At 66.8% G+C, this 15,249-nt stretch carries 15 protein-coding genes and 1 pseudogene; 5 read left to right on the forward strand and 11 right to left on the reverse strand.

Translation table 11 applies throughout. From position 1 onward, the window contains the following. The 3 genes and pseudogenes from G584_RS11830 to G584_RS0101745 form a co-directional block, all read right to left on the reverse strand. A partial coding sequence (locus G584_RS11830) for a helix-turn-helix domain-containing protein (protein ID WP_038050643.1) occupies positions 1–259 on the reverse strand: 259 nt, incomplete at its 3' end. 76 nt (positions 260–335) lie between these two features. Further along, positions 336–545: pseudogene (locus G584_RS11835) on the reverse strand (YqhA family protein); the annotation flags it as partial. Between the two features lie 48 nt (positions 546–593). After that, a complete protein-coding gene (locus tag G584_RS0101745; protein WP_028493060.1) occupies positions 594–1,628 on the reverse strand; it encodes a substrate-binding domain-containing protein in 1,035 nt (344 codons plus the stop codon). Positions 1,629–1,718: 90 nt separating this feature from the next. Here G584_RS0101745 and G584_RS0101750 point away from each other — a divergent pair, with 90 nt between their 5' ends. From G584_RS0101750 to purD, 5 genes are read left to right on the forward strand one after another with little or no spacing between them, the layout of a single operon-like run. Beyond that, entirely contained in the window at positions 1,719–2,252 is a 534-nt protein-coding gene (locus G584_RS0101750; protein WP_028493061.1) for a glycerol-3-phosphate acyltransferase, read from the forward strand. A gap of 9 nt (positions 2,253–2,261) precedes the next feature. Beyond that, complete coding sequence (locus G584_RS0101755; protein ID WP_028493062.1) at positions 2,262–3,056, forward strand: fumarylacetoacetate hydrolase family protein; 795 nt, start codon at positions 2,262–2,264, stop codon at positions 3,054–3,056. Further along, positions 3,050–3,946 (forward strand): MBL fold metallo-hydrolase, encoded by an 897-nt coding sequence (locus G584_RS0101760; RefSeq protein WP_028493063.1) that lies wholly within the window; start codon positions 3,050–3,052, stop codon positions 3,944–3,946. The genes G584_RS0101755 and G584_RS0101760 overlap by 7 nt, the downstream gene beginning before the upstream one ends. Before the next feature lie 4 nt (positions 3,947–3,950). Further along, on the forward strand, positions 3,951–4,841 hold the full coding sequence (gene purN, locus G584_RS0101765; protein ID WP_211218392.1) for a phosphoribosylglycinamide formyltransferase: 891 nt from the start codon (positions 3,951–3,953) through the stop codon (positions 4,839–4,841). Continuing rightward, the gene (gene purD / locus G584_RS0101770) at positions 4,838–6,085 is read left to right on the forward strand and encodes a phosphoribosylamine--glycine ligase (RefSeq protein ID WP_028493065.1); all 1,248 of its coding nucleotides are present in this window, start codon (positions 4,838–4,840) and stop codon (positions 6,083–6,085) included. The genes purN and purD overlap by 4 nt, the downstream gene beginning before the upstream one ends. A gap of 11 nt (positions 6,086–6,096) precedes the next feature. On the opposite strand, the gene G584_RS0101775 is transcribed toward purD, so the two are convergent. From G584_RS0101775 to G584_RS0101810, 8 genes are read right to left on the reverse strand one after another with little or no spacing between them, the layout of a single operon-like run. Further along, positions 6,097–8,010, reverse strand: a complete 1,914-nt coding sequence (locus G584_RS0101775; RefSeq protein WP_028493066.1) for a 3'-5' exonuclease — start codon at positions 8,008–8,010, stop codon at positions 6,097–6,099. Then, positions 8,007–8,327: a response regulator transcription factor gene (locus G584_RS0101780; protein WP_245563292.1), complete on the reverse strand. Its 321-nt coding sequence runs from the start codon at positions 8,325–8,327 to the stop codon at positions 8,007–8,009. Before G584_RS0101780 ends, G584_RS0101775 begins: the two co-directional genes overlap by 4 nt. Continuing rightward, positions 8,230–10,902 (reverse strand): ATP-binding protein, encoded by a 2,673-nt coding sequence (locus G584_RS11840; RefSeq protein WP_245563283.1) that lies wholly within the window; start codon positions 10,900–10,902, stop codon positions 8,230–8,232. The genes G584_RS0101780 and G584_RS11840 overlap by 98 nt, the downstream gene beginning before the upstream one ends. Next, complete coding sequence (locus G584_RS12775) at positions 10,899–11,075, reverse strand: hypothetical protein (protein ID WP_169378066.1); 177 nt, start codon at positions 11,073–11,075, stop codon at positions 10,899–10,901. The genes G584_RS11840 and G584_RS12775 overlap by 4 nt, the downstream gene beginning before the upstream one ends. Beyond that, positions 11,072–12,820 carry a DUF294 nucleotidyltransferase-like domain-containing protein gene (locus G584_RS0101795; protein WP_028493068.1) on the reverse strand — a complete coding sequence of 583 codons (1,749 nt, stop codon included), beginning with the start codon at positions 12,818–12,820 and terminating at the stop codon, positions 11,072–11,074. The genes G584_RS12775 and G584_RS0101795 overlap by 4 nt, the downstream gene beginning before the upstream one ends. Then, positions 12,774–13,145, reverse strand: coding sequence for a hypothetical protein (locus G584_RS0101800; RefSeq protein WP_028493069.1), 372 nt, complete (start codon positions 13,143–13,145; stop codon positions 12,774–12,776). Before G584_RS0101800 ends, G584_RS0101795 begins: the two co-directional genes overlap by 47 nt. Positions 13,146–13,192: 47 nt before the next feature. Next, entirely contained in the window at positions 13,193–14,863 is a 1,671-nt protein-coding gene (locus G584_RS0101805) for a sodium:solute symporter family protein (RefSeq protein WP_028493070.1), read from the reverse strand. An 11-nt stretch (positions 14,864–14,874) separates the two neighbouring features. Then, entirely contained in the window at positions 14,875–15,126 is a 252-nt protein-coding gene (locus G584_RS0101810) for a DUF4212 domain-containing protein (protein WP_018111266.1), read from the reverse strand. Positions 15,127–15,249: the final 123 nt, after the last annotated feature.

Below are 15,249 nucleotides of genomic sequence, written 5' to 3' on the forward strand. Positions count from 1 at the left end.
TGGGGCGGCGGGACTTGGGCTTTAGTCCGGCTAGCCCCTTCTCCCTCAAGGCCCTTTCCCAGCGGTAGTAGGTGGCCCGGCTGATGCCCAAAAGCTCCTGAATCTCCTCCCACCTCCTCTTGCCCTCCCGCAGGGCTTTCACCAACTTCACCTTGCGCAGGCGTTCCTGGACATCCGGGTCGCCTGCCCCGGCCTCGGCCAGTCTTGCCCCTTGGCTAGCTCCTTTCCATATCGCTCGGCCAACCGTGGTAAGCTGCATATGGGGAACCTCCTCTCTCGGGTCGGTTCCCCATCTTTTTATCCCATTCAGCGTCTCACATGTGTCTGTCCGGGTTCAGGGGGAGGTCCAGCTTGCGGATGAAAAGCTCGAAGAGACCTAGGCTGAAAATCAGGAACACCGCGGCCAAAAGGGCCAGGTCCACGGCGGCCACCAGGGTGGGGAGGGCTTCTTCCAAGGGCCTCCCCAAGGCCCTGAGGGCTTCCCTCAGGGCGTGCCAGGCGAAGTAAAAGGCCCCCAGGAGCAGCCCCAGCACGGGCATGAGCATGAGCCAACGCACCAGGTGGGCCAGGTGTTCCAGGCGCACGGGCCCATTCTAAGGCAAGTAGGGAACCGCAGGAGAGGTGCGGGTGGAAGCCCGTTCGATCAGGAGAGGTTCAAACCGGACCGCCCGAGGAGGGCCTGCATAACCCTGCATCCTCTCCAGGAGAAGCTGCGCCGCCCGGGCGCCCATGGCCTCCACGGGCTGGGCGATGGTGGAAAGCCCCACCTCCTCGGTGAAGGGATGGCCGTCGAAGCCCAAGACCCGCACCTCCTTGCCCACGGTAAGCCCAAGCCTTTCCGCCTCCTCCAAAACGCCCAGGGCCACCTGGTCGGCCCCGGCGAAGACGTTGAGGGGCGGGGAGGCCTTCTCCAGGAAGTAGCGGAGGGCGAGCCTCCCCCCTTCCTGGGAAAGCCGGGTGGTGTATAGGTGCTCCTCGGGAAAGGGGCGGCCTGCCGCCTTGAGGGCTTCCCGGAAGCCGGCCAGGCGCTCGGCGAAGACCGTGTGGTGGAAGGCCCGGTCGGGTTCCTCCTCCACCTTCACGGCGAAGATGGGGCCGGGGAAGCGCGCCAGGTACTCCCCGGCCAGCTGACCCCCCAGGAAGTTGTCCAGGTAAACGGAGTCGTACCGGGGGTTCTTGGCGTCCACCAATACCACGGGGCGGTCGGTGGGAAGACGGCTTCCTTCGAAGTGCTCGCTGAGGTCATAGGAGGCGAGGATGAGGCCGTCGGTGAGGAAGGCCAGAGTGGAGCTCTCCAAGTACCGCCTGAGCCGGGCCTGGGAGAGGATGGGGAAGAGGGCCAGGTCGTAGCGCTTTTCCAGGAGGACGCCTTCGATCCCCTCCACCAGCCTTCGGTAAAACTCCGTGGCCACGAAGGGAAGGAGGACGGAGACCGTGTAGCTTCTTCCTCCCGCGATGCGCCGGGCGTGGGGGTTGGGGGTGTAGCCCAGCTCCTCCATGGCCTTCAACACCCGGGCTCGCGTTTCTGGCCGTACTGACTTGTGGTTGTTGAGTACCCGGCTCACCGTGCCCAGGCCGACCCCGGCCCGGGCGGCCACCTCGAGGATGGTGGGTTTCTTCTTGCTCATAGCCTGGTTCCCCGCTCTCAGTGGAAGCGCTTCATGGAAACTTCCATAACCAGGATAGGGCAAGGGGGAGGTTTTTGCAAGAATGGGGGCATGGCCCACGTGCTTTTGGCGTACCTCCTGGGTTCCTTGGTGGGGGGGCTTCTTTTCTTCCCCGAGGTGCGAGCCAGGGATCTTCCGGGAGGCTCGGGGGTTTTCCGCCGCAAGGGTCCTTGGGCTGCCTTCTGGGTGGTGCTGTGGGACCTGGGCAAGGGAGCCTTGGCCCTTCTCCTCGTCCCTTCAGAGTGGCGGGTGTGGGCCGCGGCGGCGGTGGTGGCAGGGCACAACTGGCCCCTTTTCTTCCGCTTCCGGGGCGGGGGTGGGATTGCCCCCTCTCTGGGCTGCTTCCTGGCCTGGTTTCCCGGGGAAACCCTGGGGGCGGCCCTTTTGGGCCTGGGGGTGGCGGGGATCTACCACCTCCTTTACTGGAAGAGGCAGCGTAAGGGCATCTATCCCATTCCCTTCGGGGCCATCTTCGGCTACCTGGCGCTTTTGCTCCTGGCCCCTGCAGAGGGACGGCTTGCAGCCCTTCTGGTGGCCTTGCTGGTGGCCCTTAGGGGTCTGCAAATCCTCTCGGGAAGATGGTAGCTTTAGGGCATGAAGCTTCTACGTTTTAACGAAGGCCGTTGGGGGATACTGGAAGGAGAGCTGGTTCTGGAGACGGATGGCCCCGGGGGAAACCCAACGGGGAGGCGGTACGACCTGGCCTCGGTGCGCCTTCTGGTCCCGGCCACGCCCAGCAAGATCGTGTGCGTGGGGAGAAACTACCGGGAACACATCCGGGAGATGGGGCACGATTTCGGCCAGGACCTTCCCAAGGAACCGGGCCTGTTCCTGAAGGCCCCCAACGCCCTGGCCCACCCCGGCAACCCGCGGGATCCCTGGAACACGGGGGATGCGGTGCCCTACCCCTTCTTTACCCGGGAGCTCCACTATGAGGGGGAACTGGCGGTGGTCATCGGCGACCGCATGCGGAACGTGCCCCCGGAAAAAGCCCTGGATCACGTGCTGGGGTACACCATCGCCGTGGACATCACCGCCCGGGACGTTCAGAAGCAGGACCTCCAGTGGGTCCGGGCCAAGAGCGCCGACAAGTTTTTGCCCTTAGGCCCCTGGATCGAAACCGATCTGGATCCGCAAAACACCTGGGTGCGCACCTATGTGAACGGCGAGCTTCGCCAAGAGGGGCACACCTCCGCCATGATCTTCAGCGTGGCCGAGATCCTCTCCTACATCTCCAGCTTCATGACCCTGGAGCCCTTGGATGTGGTCCTTACCGGAACCCCCGAGGGCGTGGGGGCCTTAGAGCCGGGGGACAGGCTGGAGGTGGCCATTGAGGGCATCGGCACCCTGCACACCCGGATCGGCCCTAAGGAGGAGCGCCCATGGTGAAGGTTCTGGACCTCCACTTCCAGGGAGCGGAGAAGGTCATCGCCAGCTTCCTCCTCCAGTCCAAGGAGGGGCCGGTCCTGATCGAAACGGGGCCGGAAAGCACCTATGCCCGCCTTGAGGCCGCCTTAAAGCAGGAGGGAGTGGACCCAAAGGAGGTCCGCCATGTCTTCGTGACCCACATCCACCTGGACCACGCCGGGGCCGCCTGGCGGTTTGCGGAGCTTGGGGCCACGGTGTACGTGCACCCCAAGGGGGCCCCGCACCTGGTGGATCCCTCGAGGCTTTTGGCCTCCGCTGGACGCATCTACGGGGCGATGCTGAAACCCCTCTGGGGGGAGCTTAAAGGGATTCCCCAGGAGCGGGTGCGGGCCCTGGAGGATGGGGAGGTGGTGGACCTCGGGGGGCTTAGGGTCCAGGCCCTGGAAGCCCTGGGCCACGCTTCCCACCACCATGCCTACCTGGTGGATGGCCTCCTCTTCACCGGGGACATCGCCGGGGTGCGCATCGCCCCTGGGCCGGTTCTACCCCCTACCCCACCCCCCGACATCCACCTGGAAAGCTGGTACGCTTCCCTGGACCGCATCCTGGCCCTCAGGCCCGAGGTCCTCTACCTCACCCACTTCGGTCCTTACCGGGACGTGGAAGCCCACCTCCTGGCTTTGCGGGAGGTTCTGGAGGAGTGGGCGGGCTGGGTTCTGCACCGGCTTAAGGAGGGGCTTCCCCTGGAAGAGATGACCGAGCGCTTTGAGGCCTACTGGCGGGAGGGTCTGAGGCGGGCCAGGGTGGAGGAGGAGGGAGTGCGCCTCTACGAGCTCGCCGATCCCCCCTACATGAACCTCCAGGGTTTGGTGCGTTACTGGCAGAAGCACCACCCGGAGGCCCTGGGATAGGCTTATGCTGAGCCCGTTTCCCTTGGGCCGTCCCGCGCGGATGGCGGTTATGGCCTCGGGCCGGGGCACCAACCTGGAGGCCCTCCTGGAGGCTTTTCCCCCCCAAAACCCCTGGGGGGAGGTGGTGCTGGTTCTCTCCGACAACCCGGAGGCCTACGCTTTAAAGCGGGCCTCGAGGCGGGGGGTGGAGGCGGTGGCCATCCCCTGGCGGGGGCGGAAGGCGTTTGAAAGGGAGGTCCTGGACCTTTTGCGGGCCAGGGATGTGGACCTGGTGCTCCTGGCTGGCTTCATGCGCCTCCTCTCCCCGGGTTTTGTGGAGCCCTGGTACGGGCGCCTTTTGAACATCCACCCTTCCCTCCTCCCCGCCTACCCAGGGCTTCACGTGCACCAGAGGGTCTTGGAGGCGGGGGAAAGGGAAACGGGCTCCACGGTGCACTTCGTGGACCAGGGGATGGACACCGGGCCCATCGTCCTCCAGGGGCGGGTGCCCGTCCTGCCCGGGGATACCCCGGAAACCCTGGAGAGGCGGGTGCTTTTCCTGGAGCACCGCCTTTACCCCAGGGCGGTGCGCCTGGTGCTTTCGGGACTGGCCTTCCCTCCCGGGGAGGGCCTGAAGGCCCTTCTTGGGGAGGCTTGGCCCCGCTTCCAGGGGCTCACTCCCAGGGAGAAGCCCCTTTATCTCCGGGCCGCGGCCCTGCTTTCCGCCTGGGGCCTGGGGGACCTGGTGCCGGCCGCCCTTATGGGCCAAGGGGGGGACTGGGGCCGGGGGGCCTTCCTCGCCGCCCACCTCCTGGCGGAGGACCATCCCGCCCTGCGCCGGGAGCTTGCCGAGCTTCCTGAAGAGGTCCGCCTGAGGGCCGAGGAGGCCTTGAGGCGGGTAGAATCTCCCCTATGAAGGTGCTGGTGGTGGGTTCCGGGGGGCGGGAGCACGCCCTCCTTTGGAAGGCGGCGCAAAGCCCCCTGGTGGATCGGCTCTACGCTGCTCCCGGCAATGCCGGGATGGCGGCTTTGGCGGAGTTGGTTCCCTGGAATGGAGACGTGGAGGCCCTGGCGGACTGGGCTTTGGCCGAGGGGATAGACCTCACCCTGGTGGGTCCTGAAGCCCCCTTGGTGGAGGGCATCGCCGATGCCTTCCAGAAGCGGGGCCTTTTGATTTTTGGCCCCACCCAGAAGGCCGCCATGATCGAGGGTTCCAAGGCCTTCGCCAAGAGGCTTATGGAGCGCTACGGCATTCCCACGGCCCGGTACCGCGTGTTCCAGGATGCCCTCCTGGCCCTGGAGTACGTGGAGAGCGTGGGTGTACCCATCGTCATCAAGGACTCCGGCCTGGCGGCGGGCAAGGGGGTGACCGTGGCCTTTGACCTGCACACCGCCAAGCAGGCTATCCTCAACCTTCTCTCCGGCCCTGAGGGGGGGGAGGTGGTGGTGGAGGAATACCTGGAGGGGGATGAGGCCACGGTGCTGGCCTTGACCGATGGCGAAACCATCCTGCCCCTCCTGCCCTCCCAGGACCATAAGCGCCTGCTGGACGGGGACCAGGGGCCCATGACCGGGGGCATGGGGGCGGTGGCCCCTTACCCCATGGAGGCCGCTACCCTCAAGCGGGTGGAGGAGGAGATCCTGAAACCCTTGATCCAGGGCCTGAGGGCGGAAGGAGTGGTCTATCGGGGGGTAGTCTATGCCGGCTTGATGCTCACCCAGGAAGGCCCCAAGGTGCTGGAGTTCAACGCCCGTTTTGGCGACCCCGAGGCCCAGGCCCTTTTGCCCCTTTTGCGGAATGACCTGGTGGACTTGGCCCTGAGGGTGGTGGAGGGTCGGCTTAAGGGAACGGAACTGGCCTGGCGGGAGGAGGCTTCCGCCTGCGTGGTTCTGGCGGCTCCTGGTTACCCGGAAAGCCCGAGGAAGGGGATTCCCCTCCATGTTCCTGAGCCGCCGGAAGGGGTTCTGGTCTTCCACGCCGGGACCCGGTGGGAGGGGAACAGCCTGGTGAGCGCCGGGGGGCGGGTTCTGAACGTGGTGGGGTTAGGGAAAACCCTGGAGGAGGCCCTTTCCCGGGCCTATGGCTTCATTCCCCAGGTGGGCTTCCCTGGGGCCCAGTACCGGAAGGACATAGGCCGCAGGGCCCTCCGCCTGCGTTAGGGGCTTCGCGGTCAGTACTTGAGCCTGGCCAGGGGCAATCTGGCGCAGGCCCTGAGCACCTCCCCCAGGGTGCGGTAGCCCTTGGCCCTGAGGAGGGGGACCATTCCTGCGAAGACCTCTGCGGTCATGAGGGCATCCCCCAAGGCGGTGTGCCGGCCGATCACGGGCACGCCGAAGCGTTCCGCCAGGGTTTCCAGGCGGTGGTCCTGGAGGTCGGGGAAGAGCAGGTAGGAAAGGAGCAGGGTATCCACCAAAGGGGGCTGGTCGATCCCCACCCGCCGTAGGAAGGCCATGTCAAAGGCCCCGTTGTGGGCTAGGAGCACCGTGTCCTCCAGGAACAGGCGAAACCCAGGGAGCACCTCCTCCAGCTTGGGCTTTTCCTTCAGCATTTCCCAGGTGAGGCCGTGGATCTCGGTGGAGGCCTTGGGAATGGGGCGTCCAGGGTTGACCAGGGCCTCGAAGACCTCGTGGCGGAGCACCTTTTTCCCGAGGATGTGGACCGCCCCTAGGGCGATGATGGCGTCCTTTTCCGGATCCAGGCCCGTGGTTTCCAGATCGAAGGCAGTGTACAGGAGGCCCTCCAGGGGAGCCTCTTCCAGTTCCTCGGGGGCGTGGAGCAGGGAGAGGTCGAAGACCTCGGCCCGGGGGGGAGGTCCTATCTTGGCGGGAAGCCGGGGGGCTTCCCGGGCGGGGAGGAGGAGGTGAAGGTGGGATCCTGCCCACCAAGCGCTCCCGCCGGACTTCTCCACCGCCTCCTTGAGAAGAGGGGGAAGGTCGGGGTGGGCGCCCCCTGGGCTTATAGGGGGCTTGGGCAGGGTGAGGGTGAGGTGGAGCAGGTTGCCCTCCCGCCTCCCCTCCAGGAAGGCTTCCTCCTCGTCCCTTAAGGCGGCGGCCAGGCCTCGAGCCAAGGCGTAGGTGTCCGCCTGGACCAGGAGGTTTCTGGCTTCCCCCTCCAGGGAGAACCCTGGGGAAACCCCTGTCTCCCGCTCCAGGGCCTGGGCCAGGAGGGCTAAAAGGTCTTCCGCCAATACCTCCGCCGCCTGGGCCGGGGCTTCCCAGGAGGCCACCAGCTGGCCGAGCTCCTCGGCGGTGGCCTTGGCGGTCTTGAGAAGGGGCTCGAGGGGGGTTCCCCTGGCTTCCTGGTCCAGGGCTTCCGCCAGGGCCTTGAGCCCCGCCAGCTTGTCCTTGAGGCGGTGGAGGAGGGCGGCATCCCATCCGCCCTTTTCCCGGGCCTCCTCCAGGAGGACCAAAAACCCTCCCTCCCCCTCCAGGGGCACCACCTGGAGCCAAAGCGGTCCCTCGGGACCCTGGGTTAAAAACCGCTTCTCCGGCAGGCCCAGGGCGTGGACCATGAGCTCCCGGTCCAAGAGGCCGAAGAGGCTTTTGCCCACCCCTAGGCCCTGCCCCAGAAGCTCCCGGGCCCCCTGGTTGTAGAGGAGGACCTGGCCCTTGGGGTTGGCCAGCACCACCCCGTGGGGGAGGTGGCCGACGAGGGCGGAAAGCTTCCTCCTCTCCTCCTCCAGGAGGGATTTGGCCTCGGCGATGCGCGCTGCCACCTCCTTTTCCAAGGCCTCCTTTTCCTGGGCCAGGCGGTTGATGAGGTCCGCCAGGGCCCTGAGCTCAAAGGGCCCCCGGAGGCGCAGGCGGTGGCCAGGGTTGGCCAGGAGGATCTCCGCCTCCTGGCCCAGGGCCCGGGTGGCGGCCAGGTAGCCCAGGAAGACCGGGTAGAGGAGGGCGGCCAGCACCAAGGTGAAAAGGAAGCCCACGAAAAGGAGCACGGGTAGCTTCGCCTGAGCCAAGCGGAGAAGTTCCTTTTTCAGGCTCTCCTCCCCTTGAAGGAGGAGGAAAAGGCCCAGGCCCACGGTCCCCCCCACCAGGAGGAGGCCCAGAAGAAGGGCTCCCAAAAAGCGCAAGGTTTCCCTCATCGTCCTCCCGCCAGCTCCTCCACCTGGGAAAGGAAGTCCTGGATGCCAAAGGGCTTGGCCATGAAGGCCTCGGCTCCCAGGGCCAAGGCCTTGGCCCGGTCCGCCTCCCGCCCTCGGGCGGTGAGGACCAGGACCTTGGGCCTTTGGGATAGGGTCTTGGCCCGCTCCAAAACGGCGAAGCCATCCATGCCCGGAAGCATGAGGTCCAAGACCATGAGGTCAAAGGCTCCTCGGGATAGGGCCTCGAGGGCTTCCTCCCCCGTGCGGGCCAGAACCACCTCGTGCCCGGCCTTCTTCAAGAGGAACTCCAAAGGCACCAGGATGCTTTCCTCGTCGTCCACCACCAGGATCCTCATGCTCCACCTCCAGGGGAAGGGTGAAGGCGAAGGTAGCGCCCTCCCCCTCCTCCAACCAGATCCGTCCCCCCAGGCTTTCCACCAGCCTCCGCGCCAGGAAAAGGCCAAGGCCCGTGCCTCCGGAGAAGCTCTGGAAGGGTTCGAATACCAAGGCCCTGGCCTGGGGAGGCACTCCTGGACCGTCGTCGGAGACCCGGAAGAGGGCCTCGCGGTTGGTGAGGGTAAGCTCCAGGTGTACCCGGCTTCGGGCGTGGCGCAGGGCGTTGTGGAGGAGGTTCAAAAGCACCTGGAGGACCCGGTCCCGGTCCGTGAGGGCTTGGACCCCCGCCAGATGGGACTCCATTGTAATCCCCCTTTCCCGGGCTAAGGGTTCCACCAGGGCCAGGGCTTCCTCGGCTAGGGCCCGAAGGTCCGTGGGGCTGCGGGAGAGGGGCACCCCTGCCTGGAGCCGGGTGTAGGCCAGGATCTCCTCCACCAGGCGGGAGAGCCTGGCGGTTTCCTTGACCAGAAGGGACACGAAGCGCCCACGCTCCTCCTCGGGAAGGTCGGGGTTGGCCTCGAGGATCTCCGCCAGGGCCCGTACGGCGGTGAGGGGGGTTTTGAGCTCGTGGGAAACCGCAGCCAGAAGCTCGTCCTTGGCCTGGTCCAGGGCCTTCAGGCGCTCGTAAGCCTCGGCGAGCTCCTTCCTGGCCTCCTCGAGGGCCTGGGCGTAGGCCCGAAGCTCCCGGGATTCCCGGGCTGCTTCCTCCACCTCCTCCCGCAGGGCTTCCGGGGGGGCCTCCCGGGTGACGGAGAGGAGGAGGAGCTTGGCGGTGGCGGGCCCCACGGACCCCGCCAGCAGGGTTTCCGCAAGTCCCGCTGCTTCCCGGCCCGGGAGGGCCCGGGGGCCTGACCCCGGTCCCCCAGATGGCCTACTCGCTGCTTCCCGGCCCGGGAGGGCCCGGGCCTGATGGCGGAAGCTTTCCTCCGCCTCCGGCCCCAAGACCCGCCTGAGGAGGGCGGCGAGCTCCTCCACCTCCCCGGTGCGCTCCTCCTGCAAGGCCTTCCGGCGGGTGAAGAGGGAAACCCCGAGGGTCAGGGCCAGGTTCAGGGTGAGGCTCGCCAAAAACCCGTGGGTCACGGGATCCAGGCCCCGGATTCCCAAAAGCCCTTCCGGCCTTAAGAGGGGATGGGGGCCTTCCAGAAAGAAGGAGGGGAGCCAGCCCGAGCGGGCCAGGGCGGGAAGGAAGAGGGTATAAGCCCAGACGAGGATCCCTCCCAAGAGGCCCGCCAGGGCCCCTTGGGGGGTGGCTCCCCTCCAGAGGAGCCCGAGAAGGCCCGCCGGGGCCAGCTGGGCCACGGCCACAAAGGAGATGAGGCCCATGGCCACCAGGGCGTAGGCCTCTCCCGCCAGGCGGAAGTAGAGGTAGGCCAGGAGCATCACCGCCAGGATGGAGATCCTTCGCCAAAGGAGGAGGCTTCCCAGGGCACGGAAGCGGAGGAGGAGGGGGGAGAGGAGGTGGTTGGAAATGAGGATGGAAAGGGCCAGGCTTTCCACCACCACCATGGCCGTGGCCGCTGAGACCCCGCCCAGGAAGGCCAGAAGGGCCAAAGGAGCGCTCCCAAGCTCCAGGGGCAGGGCCAGCACGTAGAGGTCCGGGTTCCCTTCAGGCAGGAGAAGCCGGCCCCAAAGGGCCAGGGGAAGGATGGGCAGGTTGATGAGGAAAAGGTACAGGGGGAAGGCCCAGGCTGCCAGGCGGAGGTGCCGAGGGTCGGTGTTTTCCACCACGCTCACGTGGAACTGCCGGGGCAGGAAGAGAAAGGCGAGGCCAGAAAGGACCACCAGGCTCGCCCACTCCAGGTAACCGGTAAGGCCCTCCTGGGGGAGGAGGAGGGGGAGGAGCTCGGGATGGCCTTGGATCCTGGGAAGGGGATTCCCCATCTGCCAAAGCACCAGCCCCCCCACGAGGAGGAGGGCTAGGAGCTTCACAAAGGACTCAAAGGCCACCGCCAATACCAGGCCCCGGTGTCGTTCCGAGGGATCCAGGCGGCGAGTTCCGAAGAGGATGGCGAAGAGGGCCAGGAGCAGGGCGGTGGGGAGGGCGATGTCCGTGGGGGGCTCCTCCTCGCCGCTGAGGAAGAGAAAGGCTTGGGCGATGGCCTTGAGCTGCAGGGCCAGGTAGGGAAGCAGGCCCACCACCAGAAAGGCGGCGGCCAGGGGGCCCAGGAAGCCATGGCCGAAGCGCAGGTAGAGGAAGTCAGCCCAGGAGGTGAGGCGGTGGGCGCGGGCCAGGGAGAGCAGTTTTTCGTGAAGAAACGGCCAGAGGAGGAGGACCAGGGTAGGCCCTAGGTAGATGGGGAGGAAGCTGGCTCCTTCCACGGACGCCCAGCCCACGCTTCCCATAAAGGTCCAGGCGGTGGCGTAGACCGCCAGGGAGAGGGTGTACGCCCAGGGGCTTTGGACCAAAAAGCGTCCCCGCCCTTCCCCCAGGAGGGCCACCAGGAAGAGGAGGCCCAAGTAGAGGAAAAGGCTCAGGAGGAGAAGGAAGGGGTTCATGGTCGGCGGAACAGGAGGTAGGCCAAAAGCACCACCAGGCCCCAGGAGCCGTAGAGGTAGAGGTAAAGGGGGGGAAGCCCCCAGGGCCCCAGGGGGCTGGGGAAGACCAGGCTTACGGGGAAGAGGAAAAGGAAAAGGGCCAGGAGGAAAAGGGCGAAGGACCTCTCCTTCATCGCAGCTGGAAGCGGCTTGCGGTGCTTTCCTGCATCTCGGCGATGGCCCGGAAACCCTCGAGGGCCTTCCGCCGTTCCCCTGGGGATAGGCTGGACCAAAGCACCCGGTTGCTCACCTCTCCACCCCGCTCCAGGGCCCGTAGCTGGTGTTTCAGGCGCAGGGCGAAGAAGAAACGGAAGGCCTCCTCGAGGCGTTCCGCTCCCTCTTGGCTTAGGGTGCCTCCCTCCGCCGCCGCCTTAAGCCTTTCCACCGTGCCCTTGGCCAGGCTTCCCGCCATGAGGGCGTAAAGCCGGGCCAGGGCCACGATGGGGGCGAGGGCGTGGCGCTTCAGGTCTATAAAGCCCTCCTCGGTACGCACCCTGCCGAAAAGGCCCAAGGGGGGGCGGAAGGCCAGGCTGGCCTGGGCCAGGTGGTAGCGGAACACACCTTTTTGGCTTCCTTCCAGAACCGCTTCCTCCAAGGGCTTCAGGGAAAGGCTTCCTGCGGCGGAGCGGAAATCGAAAAAGATCTGGGTATCCAGGAGGGCCTGGGGCTCGGGGGCCTCCATCCAGCGGCGGAAGGTGGCCACCCACTCCCCCAGGGGAAGCCGCCAGCGGGTGGCCATGTACCCCCCCTTGCACTCGGGAATCCCCGCCCGCAAAAGCCCCTCCACTACCCGCTCCGCCAGAGCCTGGAAGTAGGCTTCGTGCCCGGGTTCGGCCAGGACCAGGGCGTTGTCCTGGTCGGTCAAAAGGGCCTGCTCCCGGCGCCCTTCCGAACCGAAGACCATGAAGCTGTAGGCCACGGGAGGGGGTCCCAGCGCTTCCTCCGCTTCCTTGGCCAGGCGGCGGATCAGGGCGTCGTTGAGGGAGGCCACCACCCGGCCGATCTCCAGCCCCCCCAGGCCCCGGGCGAAGAGGCCTTCCACCAGGTGGGCCACCTCGAGGCTGTACCGCTCCAGCTCCAGGCGCTCAATCCGCCGCAGGAGCAGGAGGGGGCTTTGCGCCTGGTGCAGGAGGAGGTCGGTGTGGGTCACCACGCCCACCACCCTTTCCCCTTCCGTGAGGGGCAGGTGGTGGATGCCCCGCTCCACCATGGCCGCCACTGCCTCGTAGAGGGGGGTTTCCGCCGGCAGGGCGAAGAGGGGGGCGGTCTGCACCTCCGCCACCCTTGTGGTGGGGGGACGGCCCTCGGCCAGCACCCGGTTGCGCAGGTCCCGGTCGGTGAGGATGCCCAGGGGTTCCCCAGCCACCAGGAGGCTGGAGATGCCCTCCTGTCGCATGATGCGGGCCGCCTCCGCCACCGTGGCCGAAGGGGGGATGAAGACGGGCTCCTTGCGCACAAGCCGCCCCACCGGGGCGAAAAGGGAGAGGTCGGGGGCCGCCTTCAGCCGCACCCGCTCCGCCAGCCCCTGCCCGAAAAAGCGGGCCGCCTCCGGGTGGGCGAGAAGCCGGTGGAAGGTGGCCTGCGGGAAGACCAAAAGCCGCACCGGCCCCTCCGCCTCCACGCTGAAGGCAGGGGCCTCCCCCGAAAGGAGGGAGGGGAAGCCGAAGAACTCCCCGGCCTCCAAAACCCCCACCTTTTCCTCCCCGTCCAGAAGGGCCACCTTCCCTTCCAGCACCAGGTAGAGGGCCTCCGCCGGCCTCCCGCCCTGCTCCAGGAAGCGGGTGCCCGCGGGGTGGGCTTCCTCCTTGGCCTCCTGGAGGAGGGCTTCCCGCTCAGCCTCGGGAAGGGCGCTCAGGGGTGGGACCGTTCTTGGGTCCATAGTCCGGGGTAATCCAGGCCAGGAGGGGGATGAGGAAGTGCAGGGCCACCTGGCCTCCCAGGAGGAGGGTAAAGCCCATCCCCAGCACGAAGGCCGGAGGAAGGAGGACCAGGAGCCGCACCACCCGGCCTATCCCCACCGGGGGCAGGGGCCAGATCCGGTGGTAGATGCGGCCCAGCCCCACCCCCACCAGGGCCCCCAGGGCCAGCTGGGCCAGGATGCCCGGGGTGGGAAAGGGGAAGCCCAGAAGGTAGTGCCCCCCCAGGTAAAAGGCGAAGAGGGCGGTCAGGCTGCCCAGGAAAAAGCGAAGGTAGCGTAGGTCCATGCCTCACTTTACCCAAACCGAAGGGCCCCCTTGCGGGGGCCCCTCGCCTAGTGCTCGGCGGCCGCTCCTGCCCCCTTGGGCACCCGGATCTCGTCCACCAGCTTCTGGATCTCCGCGGGGGGCGGGGGCGTGGCCCGGGAGACCAGGTAGGCCACCAGGAAGTTGAGGAGCATGCCCACGGTGCCGATGCCCTCAGGGGAGATGCCGAAGAGGAAGCGGGGCCAGCCCAGGTAGTTGGTGCCCACGATGTAGGTGGCGGTGAAGACCAGGCCCACCAGCATCCCCGCCACCGCCCCTTGCGTGTTCATCCGGCGGTCAAAGATGCCGAGCAGAATGGCGGGGAAGAAGGTGCTGGCGGCCAGGCCGAAGGCGAAGGCCACCAGCTGGGCGATGAAGGCCGGGGGGTTGATGCCGAAGGGGGCGGCCAGCACCGTGACCAGGAGGATCACCACCCGGGCGATGGTGAGCTTGGTGGCCTCGGAGGCCTGGGGGTTGATGATGCGGGTGTAGAGGTCGTGGCTGATGGCGCTGGCCATGACGATGAGGAGGCCTGCCGCCGTGGAAAGGGCCGCCGCCAGACCCCCAGCCGCCACCAGGCCCACCACGATGGGGGAGAGCTTGGCCACCTCCGGCGTGGAGAGCACGATGATGTCCCGGTCAATGGTGATCTCGTTGGTGTCCTTGGCCGCGGTGATCTGGTACTTCCCGTCCCCGTTTTTGTCCTCCAGCTTGAGGAGGCCGGTCTTGCTCCACTTCTGCACCCAGTCAATCCCCTGGACCTCCTCCACGGTCTTGTTGGCCAGGGTGTTCAGGAGGTTGTACTTGGAGAAAACGGCCACGGCAGGAGCGGTGGTGTAGAGGAGGGCGATGAAGAGCAGGGCCCAGCCGGCGCTCCAGCGGGCGTCGGAGGCCTTGGGCACCGTGTAGAAGCGGATGATCACGTGGGGCAGGCCCGCGGTGCCCACCATGAGGGTCAGGGTGATGAGGAAGACGTTGAGCAGGTTCAGGTTCTGGAAGGGGGCCACGTACTCCTTGAGGCCCAGCTCCACCTGGAGCTGGCTGAGGCGCACGGCGAAGTCGGAGAAGGTGAAGGCCAGCTGGGGGATGGGGTTGCCGGTGAGGAAGTTGGACAGGGCGATGCCGGTGATCAGGTAGGCGATGATGAGCACGGTGTACTGGGCCACCTGGGTCCAGGTGATGCCCTTCATCCCCCCGATCACCGCGATGAAGGCGGTGACGATCACCGCAGCCCAGACCCCCGTGGCCACGTCCACCCCCAGGTAGCGGGAGAGCACGATGCCCACGCCCCGGAGCTGGGGCACCGCGTAGGTGAAGGAGACGAAGATGGCGGCGATCACCGCCACCACCCGGGCCAGGTTGGAGTAGTACCGGTCCCCCACGAACTCGGGCACCGTGTACTTGCCGTACTTCCGCAGGTAGGGGGCCAGGAGGAGGGCCAGGAGCACATACCCCCCGGTCCAGCCCATCAGGTAGACCGCCCCGTCGTAGCCCAGGAAGGAGATGAGGCCCGCCATGGAGATGAAGCTGGCGGCAGACATCCAGTCGGCGGCGGTGGCGGCCCCGTTGGCTATGGGGGGTACCCCGCGCCCGGCCACGTAGAAGCCGGCGGTTTCCCGCACGCGGGCCCAGTAGCCGATGCCGAGGTAGAGGGCGAAGGTGGCCAGCACGATGATCCAGGTCCAGACTTCAGCGCTCATGGGCGTTCCTCCTAGTCCTCAAAGCCGTACTTCCGGTCCAGGGCCGCCATGCGGCTGGCGTAGTAGAAGATGAGGATGACGAAGACGTAGATGCTCCCCTGCTGGGCGATCCAAAAGCCCAAGGGGGGCCCGCCGAAGACCCGGATAGCGTTCAGGGGCTCGGCCAGCAGGATGCCCAGCACATAAGAGGCCAAGGCCCAGATGATGAGGAGGTTTCGGATAAGACTTAGGTTTTCCTTCCAGTATGCCTCCAGCGCGCTCATAACTCCCTCCCCCGCTCGGGAAGCGCTACAGGCGCTTCCTGGCACAGGCTTCCCTCGCGGTTAGCGGCCATCTTAGGGAAGGATGAGGGGGGTGTCAAGAAACCTTGGCTTTTCAGCCATGCG

The sequence above is a fragment of the Thermus antranikianii DSM 12462 genome (assembly GCF_000423905.1).
Taxonomy (GTDB): domain Bacteria; phylum Deinococcota; class Deinococci; order Deinococcales; family Thermaceae; genus Thermus; species Thermus antranikianii.